At 62.6% G+C, this 13,841-nt stretch carries 12 protein-coding genes; 6 read left to right on the top strand and 6 right to left on the bottom strand.

Going from position 1 to position 13,841, the window contains the following annotated elements:
* Window positions 1-10: 10 nt before the first annotated feature.
* From BJI47_RS21650 to BJI47_RS21640, 3 genes are all read left to right on the top strand, one after another.
* Window positions 11-445 (top strand): hypothetical protein, encoded by a 435-nt coding sequence (locus tag BJI47_RS21650; RefSeq protein ID WP_088945639.1) that lies wholly within the window; start codon window positions 11-13, stop codon window positions 443-445.
* Between the two features lie 107 nt (window positions 446-552).
* Window positions 553-1,527 carry an ROK family protein gene (locus BJI47_RS21645; protein WP_088945638.1) on the top strand — a complete coding sequence of 325 codons (975 nt, stop codon included), beginning with the start codon at window positions 553-555 and terminating at the stop codon, window positions 1,525-1,527.
* Between the two features lie 108 nt (window positions 1,528-1,635).
* Entirely contained in the window at window positions 1,636-2,364 is a 729-nt protein-coding gene (locus BJI47_RS21640; protein WP_088945637.1) for a 1-acyl-sn-glycerol-3-phosphate acyltransferase, read from the top strand.
* A gap of 11 nt (window positions 2,365-2,375) precedes the next feature.
* On the opposite strand, the gene BJI47_RS21635 is transcribed toward BJI47_RS21640, so the two are convergent.
* Window positions 2,376-3,617, bottom strand: coding sequence for a glycosyltransferase 87 family protein (locus tag BJI47_RS21635; protein WP_088945895.1), 1,242 nt, complete (start codon window positions 3,615-3,617; stop codon window positions 2,376-2,378).
* Window positions 3,618-3,786: 169 nt separating this feature from the next.
* On the opposite strand from BJI47_RS21635, the gene BJI47_RS21630 reads away from it, so the two are divergent.
* Together BJI47_RS21630 and BJI47_RS21625 are read left to right on the top strand one after the other, a co-directional pair.
* On the top strand, window positions 3,787-4,272 hold the full coding sequence (locus BJI47_RS21630; protein ID WP_088945636.1) for a polyadenylate-specific 3'-exoribonuclease AS: 486 nt from the start codon (window positions 3,787-3,789) through the stop codon (window positions 4,270-4,272).
* An 82-nt stretch (window positions 4,273-4,354) separates the two neighbouring features.
* The gene (locus BJI47_RS21625) at window positions 4,355-5,740 is read left to right on the top strand and encodes a class II 3-deoxy-7-phosphoheptulonate synthase (RefSeq protein WP_084346628.1); all 1,386 of its coding nucleotides are present in this window, start codon (window positions 4,355-4,357) and stop codon (window positions 5,738-5,740) included.
* 35 nt (window positions 5,741-5,775) lie between these two features.
* On the opposite strand, the gene pknB is transcribed toward BJI47_RS21625, so the two are convergent.
* Complete coding sequence (gene pknB / locus BJI47_RS21620) at window positions 5,776-7,767, bottom strand: Stk1 family PASTA domain-containing Ser/Thr kinase (protein ID WP_088945635.1); 1,992 nt, start codon at window positions 7,765-7,767, stop codon at window positions 5,776-5,778.
* A gap of 170 nt (window positions 7,768-7,937) precedes the next feature.
* Between pknB and BJI47_RS21615 the strand changes: the two genes are divergently transcribed.
* Window positions 7,938-8,309 (top strand): Rv2175c family DNA-binding protein, encoded by a 372-nt coding sequence (locus BJI47_RS21615; RefSeq protein ID WP_088945634.1) that lies wholly within the window; start codon window positions 7,938-7,940, stop codon window positions 8,307-8,309.
* On the opposite strand, the gene BJI47_RS21610 is transcribed toward BJI47_RS21615, so the two are convergent.
* From BJI47_RS21610 to BJI47_RS21595, 4 genes are all read right to left on the bottom strand, one after another.
* Window positions 8,281-9,315, bottom strand: a complete 1,035-nt coding sequence (locus BJI47_RS21610; protein WP_088945633.1) for a phytoene/squalene synthase family protein — start codon at window positions 9,313-9,315, stop codon at window positions 8,281-8,283. The two genes, BJI47_RS21615 and BJI47_RS21610, sit on opposite strands and share 29 nt — an antisense overlap.
* Entirely contained in the window at window positions 9,308-10,849 is a 1,542-nt protein-coding gene (locus BJI47_RS21605) for an alpha-(1->6)-mannopyranosyltransferase A (RefSeq protein WP_254900765.1), read from the bottom strand. Before BJI47_RS21605 ends, BJI47_RS21610 begins: the two co-directional genes overlap by 8 nt.
* Before the next feature lie 206 nt (window positions 10,850-11,055).
* Entirely contained in the window at window positions 11,056-12,711 is a 1,656-nt protein-coding gene (gene crtI, locus BJI47_RS21600; RefSeq protein ID WP_254900737.1) for a phytoene desaturase family protein, read from the bottom strand.
* Between the two features lie 14 nt (window positions 12,712-12,725).
* The gene (locus tag BJI47_RS21595) at window positions 12,726-13,784 is read right to left on the bottom strand and encodes a polyprenyl synthetase family protein (protein ID WP_254900764.1); all 1,059 of its coding nucleotides are present in this window, start codon (window positions 13,782-13,784) and stop codon (window positions 12,726-12,728) included.
* Window positions 13,785-13,841 lie beyond the last annotated feature (57 nt).

Below are 13,841 nucleotides of genomic sequence, written 5' to 3'. Positions count from 1 at the left end.
GACGCTGTAGATGACCACCGAGCATTCCGACGTCGCAGCCGAGCTGTGGGCGTTGGCTGAAACTGTGCTCACACGCGTCGAGCCGATGCTTCGACAAGCCGTCACCGATCAACAGGAGCGCCCACGCCAGGGATGCAGTTGGTGTCCGGTGTGTGCATTGTCTGCGTTGATCAGAGGCGAGCAGCACGAGCTACTCACGGTGCTTGCGACCGAGGGGGCCACTGTCGTCGCCATGATCCGGCAACTAATTGCCGAGCACCTGGATGGTCCGGCTTCGCAGTCAACGCACGCATCGACCGAGACAGCCGAGGACCCAGGGGCCGACACGGACGGCCACAGTCCGGATCAGACGGAGGATCAGGCTCGTGCACAGGGCACGGAAGAACCCGTAGTTCGACGAGGGGGATTCGTACCGATTACCGTCACTGTCAAGGATCCGACGTAGTCCGATCGGCACAGCTGCGGGATTCGAGAACTGGAAGTCCCGGTGAGAATCGGTAAAGAGTGGCGATGTCTTTTTTCGGGGGCTGGGCGGCACTGGAAAGGTCAGCAATGAAGCGGCATCGAGAATTGCTCACCATCGGCATCGATGTCGGTGGTACCAGCCTGCGTGCCTCCGTCGTCGACTCGTCCGGTCAGGTCATCGATTCCGCTCAGTCGCCGACGCCTCATTCGGCTGCCGCCCTCGAGCACGGTCTCGATCGAGCTGTCCAGGAACTGGCCGCCCGACATTCTGTTTCTGCGGTAGGGCTTGCGGTCGCAGGGTTCATCGACTCCGACCGAACCTCGGTACGATTTGCGCCGCACCTGCCCTGGATCGACACTCCGGTGGCCAGTCAGATGAGCGAGCGCATCGGGTTATCGGTTCTTCTCGAACACGATGCCAATGCGGCCGCATGGGCCGAATATCGTTTCGGTGCGGCGGCAGGCGGTCGAAACGTGGTGATGGTGTCGATAGGGACGGGAATCGGAGCCGCACTCCTGATCGATGGTCGCATTTATCGAGGTAGCTATGGTGTTGCACCGGAGCTGGGGCACATCCAGGTCGTCCCAGGCGGTCGCGCCTGCCCGTGCGGAAAGCGCGGATGCTGGGAACGGTATTGCAGCGGAACTGCACTCGTCGATACTGCCGTCGAGTTCCTCGCTGCCGACCAAGCGTCGTCCACGATCTTGGCGCGCGAGGTTTTTCTCGATCCGGGATCACTCACTGGCCGCCGCATCGCCTCCGCCGCGCAGAACGGCGATGAGATCGCGCGACGAACGATGGCCGACTTTGCTCGGTGGCTCGGGGTCGGGCTTGCGTTGGTCAGCGACGTCTACGATCCGGATTTGATCGTCATCGCGGGCGGAGTCGCGACTTCGTCGAGTCAGTTCTTGGATGAGGCGCGGGGCCACTATGCACGACTCACCACCGGTGCCGGCCATCGGCCGCTTGCGCGGATCGCGAGCACACAACTCGGTGAAGCCGCAGGCATGATCGGCGCAGCGGACCTTGCGCGTTCCGAATTTCTGATCGATGCGTGTTGATCGCATGTGACCTCTGTCGCGGCGTCCGAGTTGTTGTGGCTGGCACCATAACGGGTAGGTAGAGTCAACGTCGAATCCGTAGCGAAGACTCGAATCAGGAAGGACGCCATGTGGTACTGGCTGTTCAAGTACGTATTCATCGGTCCTATCCTGATTGCGATGGGCCGACCGACAGTCGAAGGTGCCGAAAACATCCCGGCGCGGGGACCGGTAATCCTGGCGAGTAATCATCAGGCAGTTCTCGATTCGTTCTATCTGCCGTTGAAGGTGCAGCGAAGAATCACGTTCCTGGCCAAGAGTGAATACTTCACAGGTTCGGGACTCAAGGGCGCATTCCAGAGGTGGTTCTTCACTGCGGTCGGTCAGGTTCCGATCGACCGGACGGGTGCCGATGCTGCACAGGATGCGCTCAATGCCGGCGCTCGGGTGATCGCCAAGGGCAAACTGCTCGGCATCTATCCGGAGGGCACACGCTCACCGGATGGAAGGCTGTACAAGGGCAAGACCGGTATGGCCCGACTGGCGCTGGAGACCGGAGTAAAGGTGGTGCCGGTCGCAATGATCGGAACCGACAAGATGAATCCCATCGGTTCGAAGATCTGGAAGCCGTCGAAAGTCACCATCAGGATCGGTAAGCCGATCGATTTTTCTCGCTTCGAAGGTATGGCGGGTAATAGGTTCGTCGAACGAGCGGTGACCGACGAAGTGATGTACGACCTGATGTTGCTGTCCGGTCAAGAGTACGTCGACGTCTACGCCGCATCCCTGAAGAATGCCCCGGTAGCGCCCGTGGCCGGCATCGACCCCGAGCGCGTCCCGGACTCCAAAGCGAGCTGAGCTCGCCGACGTCAATCGGCCGGTGTCGGCTCGGTCGGCGGGAGTTCGTGTGAGCTGCTCGTGGCCTTCCGCTGTGAGGTATTCCAGGTAGAGAAGGCCACAGTGGCTACCGCTGCGATTCCCCACCAGACGTACGAGGACGCTGCCAGCTGGTCCCATAACGGCCACCCGAGGCCGGAGGTGCGATCTGGCGCGAGGCGCCAATGCGGCGCGAAATGGAACAGCACGAGGCCGATGCCGACCAGGAACGCCAGCCAGGTGCTTCGCTGACGGTAGGCGGAGGTCGCAAGTGCAACGAGGAACGGCACGACCCACACCCAATGGTGCGACCACGAGATCGGCGAAACAAGCAGCCCGAGAACGGCGTTCACTCCGAGTGCGATGGCCGTGAGATCGGCCTGGAACGCCTTCCGCATAGCGAGCGCGGTAAGTACGAGCGCACCGAACGACAGCGCGATCCACAGCGCCGACCTCAACGAGTCGTCGAGTCCGAGCCGTGCAAGAACTCCGGTGATGCTCTGGTTCGCTGGGTAGGCAGGTTTGCCGATTCGGTCGGAGTCGATCAGGGTGTGGGTCCAGTATTCGACCGAATCGGACATTGTTGCCAGAAAGCCGATGGCCGTGAATGCGGCAAAGCTCACGCCCGCTACGACGGCAGCCCGAAAGTCTTTGCGGATCAGGAAGAAGAGGACGAATACAGCGGGCGTCAGCTTCACTGCTGCGACAAATCCGATGAGGACACCACGAGGCCATGGAGTCTTCTTCGGCAGACAATCCGCGGCAACGAACACCATCAGAATGATGTTGATTTGTCCGTAGTCGAGTGTGGAGAAGACGGGCTCGAGAATCATCGACACCGCGAAGACTGCGCCGGCTGTCCACACCAACAAGGTCTTGGGTGAGTACCCGAGAGACACCAGCGTCAGCACGATTGTGGTCACCAGCAGCGCCAAAGACAGTGCAGTTACCACGATGCCGGCCCAGTAGAGCGAAATCATCGACAATGGGCTGAAAAGGACCGCAGCAATCGGGGGATAGGTGAACGGGAGAGTGTTCCCCAGCGCGGTGGCGGGCATCTGACCGTACAGCGGTGATCCCGAGGCGAAGATGCCGCCGCCGATCCGATAGACGTCCAGATCGATTCTGTAGTAGTCACCCAGAACGTCCAGCCCACGAAGGCCGGGGAGCGCAAATAAGTTGTAGGCGATGCCCGCAGCGATACCCAAAACGACTGCGATGCACGAGATCACCACGGCTGTCGTTCGGGCAACCGAGGCGGTGGATCGGACTCCGTTCGCCGGCGTGGCGGTGTCGTCGACGCCGATATCGATCGGGTCGGAGGTCTCGGGAGGTGTCAACGGGAGTTCCTTCTGATGGCGGGCGATCTTTGTCGGCGCAACTGCCGGGGCTAGTGTGTCCTGCGTGCGCTACTTCTACGACACCGAGTTCATCGAGGATGGTCGCACAATCGAGCTCGTCTCGATCGCTGTGGTCTCCGAGGACGGCCGCGAGTTCTATGCAGTCTCCTCCGAGTTCGATCCCTCCCGCGCCGGCAAATGGGTCCGGCGAAACGTCCTACCCAAGCTGCCACCGTACTCGTCGCCGCTATGGATGGGCAGGTCCCGAATTCGCGACGAACTGCTCGAGTTCCTGGTGCCGTACCCGGGTGCCGAGGTGGAGTTGTGGGCCTGGGTGGCTGCCTACGATCACGTCGCATTGTGCCAACTTTGGGGATCGATGACCGAACTGCCGAGATCGCTGCCGAGATTCAGCCGCGAGCTCCGGCAGCACTGGGAAGACCGTGGGAGCCCGGCGTTGCCTGCAGTCCCCGACGAGGCCCACGACGCCCTCGCCGACGCGCGGCACAACCTGGCGAAGTTCATCGCTATCGAGGCTGCGTCAGCCTGATTCCGGCCGGATATGTGTTCTCGACGGTACGGACGGACAACCCGTCGGAGACCACGCTGCGGCCAGCGAATATCCTAGGTACGTGAACTGGACTGTCGACGTACCCATCGACCGCTTGCCCGAACTTCCTCCGCTGTCTCCGACGTTGCGCTCTCAGTTGGACGACGCGCTGGCCAAGCCCGCGGCGCAGCAGCCGCAGTGGGACCCGGAGCAGGCAGCGGACATGCGAAAGGTGCTCGAGAGCGTCCCACCGATCACAGTTGCGGGTGAGGTCGAGGCGTTGTCGGACAAGCTCGCCGCCGTCGCGCGCGGTGAAGCATTCTTGTTGCAAGGTGGCGACTGCGCGGAGACTTTCGCAGACAACACCGAACCGCATATCAAGGGCAATATCCGCACGCTCCTGCAGATGGCAGTAGTCCTTACCTACGGCGCGAGCATGCCTGTGGTCAAGGTGGCGCGTATCGCCGGGCAGTACGCGAAGCCGCGGTCGGCCAATACCGATGCACTCGGACTGCTGTCCTACCGCGGAGACATGGTGAACTCGTTGGTAGCCGACGAGGCAGTGCGGGGCCACGACCCATCTCGACTGGTCCGTGCGTACGCAAACGCAAGTGCTGCGATGAACCTCGTGCGAGCCCTGACCGGTGCCGGAATGGCGGATCTGCACAAGGTCCACGACTGGAACCGTGAATTCGTCGCAAATTCGCCTGCGGGTGCGCGATACGAAGCCCTCGCCGGCGAGATCGATCGTGGTCTGCGCTTCATGGACGCGTGCGGAGTGAAAGATCCAAACCTCCACACCGCGCAGATCTATGCGAGTCACGAAGCGCTGGTGCTCGACTACGAGCGCGCGATGCTGAGGCTCGACAACACCGACGATCACCCCAAGCTCTACGACCTGTCGGCGCATTTCCTGTGGATCGGCGATCGCACGCGCCAGCTCGACGGTGCGCACATCGCACTTGCCGAACTGATCTCCAACCCCATCGGCCTGAAGATCGGGCCGAGCACTACCCCTGAGATGGCCGTGGAGTACGTCGAACGGCTCGACCCCACGAACAAACCAGGACGGTTGACGCTCATCTCGCGTATGGGTAACGGAAAGGTGCGGGATTTGCTGCCCCCGATCATCGAGAAGGTGCAGGCGACAGGGCACCAGGTCATCTGGCAGTGTGATCCGATGCATGGCAACACGCACGAGGCGTCGACCGGATACAAGACACGTCACTTCGACAGGATCGTCGACGAGGTTCAAGGGTTCTTCGAGATCCACAACGGGCTCGGAACACATCCCGGCGGTATTCACGTCGAACTGACCGGTGACGACGTGACCGAATGCCTCGGTGGCGCACAGGATATCTCCGACCTCGACCTCTCGGGCCGGTACGAGACAGCATGTGACCCACGGCTGAACACTCAGCAGTCGCTCGAACTCGCGTTCCTGGTGGCGGAGATGCTGCGCGGCTGAGGCCTCGCGTGGTCGTCTCCACTCTCACCTTGCGATCAGGGGAGGGAGACGACCGACACCGAGGAGCCCGGGGCCACTCTGGACCCTGGGCTCGGGTTCTGTGTGATGACCAGTGACCCGTCGGTGTCGACTACTTGCCGAACCTGGACACTGAGTTCGAGCCGTTCGAGCGTGCCCCGAGCAGATCCCACCGAGCGTCCGAGTAGCGACGGCACGGTGATCGCATTGGATACTTTCAGGGTCACCGCGCTGCCGGCGTTGACGGTCCCCCCGATCGCTGGGTCGGTGGCAATGACCTTCCCGCCGTCGATCGACTTGTCGAAGGCCAACTGGGTCGCCGAGACGGATATACCGACGGTGGCCAGCTCGGCAGTTGCCTGCTCCGCAGACTTGCCGGCGACGTCCGGAATCGTCACTGGGGGAGCGCCTTTGGATCTCAATACCTTGACGGTGTCGCCGACGGACAGGACTGCGCCGGGTGCGGGATCCAACGCCGCGACGGCACCGACCGGCGCGGTGGTGCTGAACGTTTCGCCTCCGTCGACGGGCACGAAGGTGCGATCACGGAGTTGGCGCTGTATATCGCCGACGGCGGTGTTCGGACCGACATCGGGAACGGTCGGCGCGCCGAGGGAGACGAGTAGAGAAACTTCCTCCCCCTTGGTGACACGTGAGCCGGAGCCTGGATCGGTTCCGATCAGGGTATCGATCGGTGCACTGTCGGAATACGTGCCGCGAGTGGTGCTCGTCAACCCCGCAGACTCGAGCGTGTTCGCGGCGGCCGCGATATCCAATCCCTCCACGACGGGCACCGAGGTGTACCGCCCTGAACCCATCCACCAACCGCCGAACCCGACGAGCACCGCCAGCAACGCCACGATGGTGAGCCAGATGACGATCGTTCTTCGAGATCGTTGCCTGTCTGCGTCGAAATCCGGAAACTGGTATTGGCGACGGCTTACCGGCGCGGGCTGCGGGGTGTCTTCGTAATCGTGCTCAGGCCTCGACGTCGGAGCAGTCTGGACACGGGTGTGGTGTACAGCGTCGGCCTGCGGGAGGGCCACTACCTCTGTGGCAGGGGCCTGTGGGTCGTGACGCGGCCCGGCGAAGGTGGTCGGAGCGCCCATCGCGGCTGCGCTGCTGTGTTCGGCAGAGCGTCTGGGTGCGGGGACCCGATACGAAGGTAGTTCGAGCCGTCCGCAGACGCTCGCCAACGCGCGGCCCATCTCGTCGGCGTTCTGGAATCGGCCTGCCGGATCGCGAACCGTCGCGTGGCGGACCAGATCGTCGAATTCCTCTGGTACTCCGGCGATGATGGAGCTGGGGCGGGGGACATCGTTGTCGATGCGTTGGTAGGCGATGGACAGCGAGGTGTCTCCAGTGAAAGGCGTCCGGCCGGTCAGTAGCTCGAAAAGTACGACCCCGACACCGAAGACATCGCTGCCTGCATTGGCCGAACCGGTCGTCACCTGCTCGGGGGACAAGTAGGCCGCAGTGCCGAGAATGACACTGCTGGACGTCGTATTCGACGCTGCGACGGCTCGAACGAGCCCGAAGTCGGCGATCTTGACGTCACCGGAGTCCGAGATGAGGATGTTCTCGGGCTTGACGTCGCGGTGGACGAGTCCGGCGCGATGCGCTGTTCCGAGCGCATCGAGCACCGGCCGCACGACGGCAGCTGCGGCATGCGGGGGCATCGGTCCGCGCTCACGGAGCAGTTCGCGCAGCGTTCCGCCTTCGACCAACTCCATGACGAGAAAAGCGAACTCGCCGTCGCGTCCGTGGTCGTAGACGGCGACGAGGCCCGGATTGGTCAGCCTGGCCACCGCTCGTGCCTCGAACTCGAAGCGTGCGACGAACTGGGGATCCGCGGCGAATGCGGGATCCATTATCTTTACCGCCACCGGCCGGTCCAGGCGTGTATCGAGCGCTCGGTACACCGTCGACATTCCACCGCGGGCGATCGGTGCGTCGATTCGGTAGCGCCGGTCCAGCAACGAACCTACCGACACGGACCCTCCGGTCATCACCGTGGAGCACCTCATTTCACTTTTCTTCGAGACGGAATCGATGATAAACAGCGTAGATATCGGCGCTGTCTCGCCGTACGACGCGTTGCCTAGCTGGGTTCTCTGCGGGCGCCTGTCCTGCAGCAGTGCTTTTCGTATACGAGCTCGAACCCGTTAACGTTACCGGAGTGAGCACAATCCCTTATTCCGACGATGTCCTCGACCCGTCTGTCTCCCTGCTGCAGCTGGCGGATGTCAGCAAGGTTCTCGAAGTGCCCAAGGCCAGAGTCGAGCAGATGCTCCGCGACCGCCAGCTCCTCGCACTCAAGCGGAACAGGGTTCCCGGTGTCCCCGAAGTGTTTCTCGACGCCCGAAACGGTCAAATCGTCAAAGGTCTGCCGGGGCTCCTGGCGGTCTTGCACGATGGCGGGTATCAGGACGAGGAAATTTTGAAGTGGCTGTTCGAGGAGGACCCGAGTCTTCCCGGAACTCCAGCCGAAGCCCTGCACGGGGATTTGATGCGAGAGGTCATCAGGCGCGCTCAAGCGATGGCCTTCTGAGCCGTGCCCTTTCGCGGACCATGGTCCATCCGGTAGCGGCCAATCTCGGCGCCGCAACCGATACTCGACGCCATTGCGGAACCCGGGCACGTTCGATGAGCACTCGGTAGCCGCCGTCTTCGACTTCACGAAGGATCCCTCCGTACAGCAGCAACGCTGTACGCATTCCCGGCTGGACGGAGGGTGCCAACATGTCGATTCCTGGTTCGGCGTCCCGATAGACCGCCCGGGTGTGCGCAATGAGGTGGGCCAACGCCCGATCTATTCGGGCGTCGGTTCGACCTGATCTCCGGCACGCTCGCAGTAGCTCCTCGTCGACACCGAACGCTTCCAGTTCGTCGGTCGGAAGATAGATCCGGTCACGGTCGAGGTCCTCGCCCATGTCTCGAATGAAGTTCGTCAACTGGAAAGCTTCACCGAGCGCTGCAGCGGGGCGTGCTGCGTCGGCGATGTTCGTCGAGGTGCCGAGGATCGGGAGCATCTCCAGACCGATTACTGCGGCGGAGCCGTACATGTACTCGTCGAGTTCGGCCATCGTCCGATAGCGGGACTTGAACATCGGTGTACCTGGGATGTCCATGCGCATGGAATGCAGAAAAGCAAAGTAGTACTCGTGCGGGATGGAGTATCGAGCTGTGGTGTCCGCCAACGCTTGTAGAACTCTGTCCGATCGGCTCGATCCCAAAACACCGCCGCCGAGAGCATTGCGGACCCGCTGCTCGAGGACATCGAGTTTGGCGGCGGCATCGCGATCGGATTGCGACACTGAGGTTCCGATCGGGGCGGCGGCGGGCGTCTCGAGCTCGACGTCGGCCGAGTCCACGTCCACATCGACGATATCGTCGACCATTCGAGCAAAGCCGTACAGCGCGTGCACTCCTGCCCGCTTGTTGCTGGGAAGCAGGCGCGTGGCGAGGAAGTACGTCTTCCCGTGCTCTGCATTCAGGTCACGGCACAGGCGATATGCGTCGTGCAGTGCCGGGTCGATAGCGTCTAGTTCACCCATGGTCCGTTTTACTCGCCTCGGTGTTCTCGGCTGGAGAGGCCGATTCGATCGTGGATGGGTGGACGGTGTGTCCGGCACGTAGTCGCAGTGGGTCGACTCGAGTGAGCGAGAGCCCTGCCACGACGGCGGCGAACGTTGCAAGCACGACGTGAGCGAAAGTGTAGAGGCCGATCGACCCGTCGGGCCTGAATACGAGCATCAGCCACGTCGATAGACCGACAAGGATCATCAGGGTTCGTGTCGACAATGCAAAACCCGCTGCAAGCGCTAGCGGCCACGAGTAATACCAGGGCAGTGCCGCAGGGGAAAGCACGACGATTGCCACCAGTGCGATGACGATTCCCTTGACGGCGTCACGCTCGGTCTTGCGGTACAGCCACCAGGTCCCGACGATGATGACAGCAAGGGCGATGGCGCACAGTAGCCGAGTCACTTCAAGGACCGGTCCGAGGCGAACATCGAGGAACCACGACGTGCTGACCGTGGTGAGATGAGCCAGAATGGTCGGAAGCGACAGCCAGTTGATGATCTTCGCGGAACCGGAAAGTGCTGTGAGCCAGCCTATTCCGACACCAGCGATGGCGGAGGTGACGACGAAGACTGCTGCAAATACGCCGGCGCCGATGCCTGCAGTCTTCGCGAATGCAGCTATCGGCGACAACGGGGTGCGATTCTCCGCAATGGCCCGTTCGCGCTCGTGGATCATCCAGATCCACACCATGAACGGCAACGCAAGACCTGCGGTGGCTTTGATCGCAACGGCCAAGGCGACAAGTGCAACACCACCGACGTGATGACGCTCGAGAACGAGCACGACGCCGGCAGTCATCAAGCCGACCATCAGAAGCTCGTTGTGGACACCGCCGATCAAGTGGACCAGAACGAGCGGATTGAGTACCGCCAACCACAGAGCCAGCGGTGCCGAGCCACCGAGGTGGCGGGCGAGTCGGGGGACAGCCCACACCATCAGAGCCAGACCCGGGAGCATCGTAATGCGTAGCAGCAGCGTGCCGGCAATGACGTTGTCACCGGTGATGCTGGTGATCGCCTGACCGAGGAGGAGAAACAGTGGCCCATAGGGAGCGGTTGTCGTGGTCCAGACATTGCTGACGTTGTCGAGAAGAATGCCGGGGTTGGCGACGGGCCCAACGGCATAGGGGTCGAATCCGTCACGCAGCAATGCGCCCTGCGCGAGGTAAGAGAATGCGTCTCGGCTGAACATGGGCACAGCGAACAGAAGAGGGGCCGTCCAGGCAGGGACGATCCAGCGGAGCTCGCTCAGAGTGGTGCGACCGCCGAGTGTGGCACGTCCCAGACGGACCCACGCGATGATCATCAGCAGGACGCCGATCCAGACGATGATGCTCGACAGGACGAGACCGTGGCCGAATCGAAGCCAGGACAAATGCATCGACTCGAGTAGAGGATCGCGTCTTCGTACGCTGCCTGCCCCGAATCCACCGAAGGTGATGAGCACGGAACCGACCAACCCGAGAAGTGCCGAGTGTCCTTCCGGACTCCGCAGGAACAGCATCACCGTGCGAAGTCGAGAGGCATGCGGTCCAGTGCCGACACGGCCCGTCTCGGCTGACAATTGCTCAGTAGCTGCGGGATCTTCTCCCGCGGTACCCGAGGCGGTGGAACTCGACGAGACCGAGGACATAAGTCGGGTCACTCTCCTCTCGGGGACGAAACTGGTGGTTTGGCGGGTGCGAACGCGGAATCCGCGCTGGACCGGAGTCAGTTTAGAGCGTCGGCGGCTGTGCTCCGAACTACGGCCGATCGAGTCGACGCGTCGGCGGGGGTTCCCAGGATGCGTTCGGCCGCAAGTTTGCCTGAAACGAGAACCGTGGGCACTCCGACACCCGGGGTGGTTCCCGACCCGGCCAGCACCACGTTGTCGAGCCCTGCCACGAGATTTTTCCGTCGGAACGGTCCCGTCTGCCTGAACACGTGTGCCGAGGAGAACGGACTGCCGTGCAGCATTCCTTTATCGGCCCACGTCTGCGGAGTGTCGACATGGTCGATCGTCATATCGGCGGTGAGACCCTGGTAGCCACGTCGTTCCAATTCGCCCTGCAACTCGCGCACATACGGCATCGCCAACGCGGCCCAGTCCAACGGCGCGCCGTCGAGGTTCGGGCACGGTGCCAGTATCGACACCGGCTCGCACTGCACACCGTCACGGACCAGCTGTAGTGATGGGTCGCTGACCCCTGGACGGGTGATGAGCAGTGACGGATCCTCCATCAGCTTTCCGCGTCCACCGCGCGCGGTGATTCGTTGGAACGTGCTCGCCCACTGGGCACCGAAATCGATCGTGTGATGTGACCTACTCGGCCACGACGCGGTGGACGAGACCGGGACGGTGCCATGGAAGACGACCGCAGAGGGCGACACAACGCCGTAGCCGCGCGATCTGCCCTTGGACGTAACACCCGCTCGATCCAGCAGCGCGTCCACCACGGGTAGATCCGGTGTGAGAACCACGGCGTCGCACTCGTATATTTCGCCGTGCACAGTCTCGACGCCGGTGACTCGATCGCCGGCGACGATCAGAGTCGATACCTCCACGCCGGTGCGAACCGAACCGCCGTTCCGGCAAAGTGCATCGGCCATCGACGCAGCAATCGTGGACATCCCACCGACCGGGAAGTAGACGCCGAGCGAGGTATCCATATGTGCGATTGCGCCGTAGACGGCGAGAGCCTTCGCCGGCGCCATGCCTGCATAGAGTGCCTGGAAAGTGAACACCCGTCGAAGGCGCTCATCTTTCAGGAACGATTCGACGCGGGGTCCGAGTCGACCGAAGCCACCGAGCTTGGTGAGGGTGGCCGTGTCACGTAGTGCCGCTCGCGAGGACACCAGATCGAGCGGCGAATCGAAGTTGGAGTCGATGAACCGGTCGAACTCGGCCTCGAAGATGGAGGCGAGCCACTGCCGGAGTCGGAGGTAGCCCGCGGCTTCCGTCGATCCGCACGTGCGCTCGACCTCTGCTGCCATCGCGCTCGGATCGGCAAACACGTCGATAGCGGTGCCATCGGCGTAGCGGGAGTGGTAGCTCGGGGACAGCGCGCTCAGCTGTATCGCCGGCGTTGTCGATTCGAAGGACTCACCGACTGCCGCCAACGCGTTTTCGATGAGGTCGGGCATCGTCAGGACACTCGCACCATTGTCGATGTCGTAGAGACGACTCCCATCGGTGTCGCGGACCGTATAGGTCCCCACTCGGCCTCCGACCGAATCTTCGCGTTCCAATACGATCACCTTTTTGCCTGCGCCGGCGAGATGCAGAGCAGCAGACAACCCCGCAAGTCCTGCGCCGACCACCACGACGGTCTCGACTGGACCCGGTACGGTCCGGAGGCGATTGCGGACGCGTGGCTGCTGAGACAATGTTCTCTACCGATCTAATAGGTGCGCTGCGTGGCGGCTATGGACATTGCGCGTAATTGTGCGGCGGCGTGCGGTTCGACAGCACTCGCCTTCAGCGTGTCGAGTGCGCGGTCGGTGAGTTCGGATATTCGGCGTTCGACGTCCGCGACTGCTCCCAGTTCGATCAGCACCGTACGGATGCTCTCGATAGTGTCCTCGGTCAGATCGACGACGCCGAGGCTCGACCGGAGCAGCGATCCCGCCTCCGGCCTGTCTCGATCGGCGAGCTGTAAGCCCACAGCCATCAGAACCGTTCTTTTACCTTCTCGGATGTCGTCTCCGGATGGCTTGCCGGTCACCGCGGGATCACCGAAGACACCGAGCAGGTCGTCTCGGAGCTGGAAGGCGAGGCCGATGTCGGTGCCGAAGGACCGATATGCGTCGACGAGGCTCTCGGATGCACCGGCCAATACGGCACCCAGCTGCAGCGGCCGTTCGACGGTGTACGCCGCGGTCTTGTAGCGATTGACTCGCATGGCTGCCTCTACGGATTCGTCGAGACCTGCTTCGGCTTCGATGTCGAGCAACTGGCCGCCGAGTACCTCGGTGCGCATAGCCGACCACACCGGAGAGACTCGTCCCATTGCGTCGTGTCCGATTCCGGATTCGCGAAGCATGTCGTCGGCCCAACACAATGCCAGATCGCCCAGCAGGATCGCGGCAGATTCACCGAAGCGCTCGGGGGAGCCGGACCAGCGCGCCGCACGATGCCTTGCGGTGAAACCGACATGCACGGTGGGAAAGCCCCGGCGCGTGAGTGAAGCGTCGATGATGTCGTCGTGGATGAGCGCGCACGCTTGGATCAGTTCCAGAGATGCGCAGGCGCGGAGCACAGACGCGGCCTGCGGGCTGCGGTGATCGCCACCTGCTCCGAGCCAGGCCATCCAGCCGAACGAGGGCCGGATTCGCTTTCCACCACGCAACACGAAGGCTTCGAGGTCTGCGACGGCCGAGACGTATCCGCCGCCTACCCGGGCCACCTGTTCGCGTCGCGAATGGAAGAATTCGGCCAACGCGGACTCGACGAGTGCAATTGGCGCAGTACCAGCTTCTCGTAAGACTGGGTCGGGGTCACTCGTTCGACGGGGCGC

The organism is Rhodococcus sp. 1168 (assembly GCF_002091955.1).
Classification (GTDB): Bacteria; Actinomycetota; Actinomycetes; order Mycobacteriales; family Mycobacteriaceae; genus Rhodococcoides.
Note: the sequence above shows the minus strand (reverse complement) of the source record. Positions and strands in the feature narration are given on the sequence as shown.

What these genes read in the sequence shown, in the direction of transcription:
- BJI47_RS21650 (WP_088945639.1), top strand. Translation starts at nt 11, where the DNA reads ATGACCACCGAGCATTCCGACGTCGCAGCCGAGCTGTGGGCGTTGGCT.
- BJI47_RS21645 (WP_088945638.1), top strand. Translation starts at nt 553, where the DNA reads ATGAAGCGGCATCGAGAATTGCTCACCATCGGCATCGATGTCGGTGGT.
- BJI47_RS21640 (WP_088945637.1), top strand. Translation starts at nt 1,636, where the DNA reads ATGTGGTACTGGCTGTTCAAGTACGTATTCATCGGTCCTATCCTGATT.
- pknB (WP_088945635.1), bottom strand. Translation starts at nt 7,767, where the DNA reads ATGACCGGAGGGTCCGTGTCGGTAGGTTCGTTGCTGGACCGGCGCTAC.
- BJI47_RS21610 (WP_088945633.1), bottom strand. Translation starts at nt 9,315, where the DNA reads ATGGGTGAACTAGACGCTATCGACCCGGCACTGCACGACGCATATCGC.
- BJI47_RS21605 (WP_254900765.1), bottom strand. Translation starts at nt 10,849, where the DNA reads ATGCTGTTCCTGCGGAGTCCGGAAGGACACTCGGCACTTCTCGGGTTG.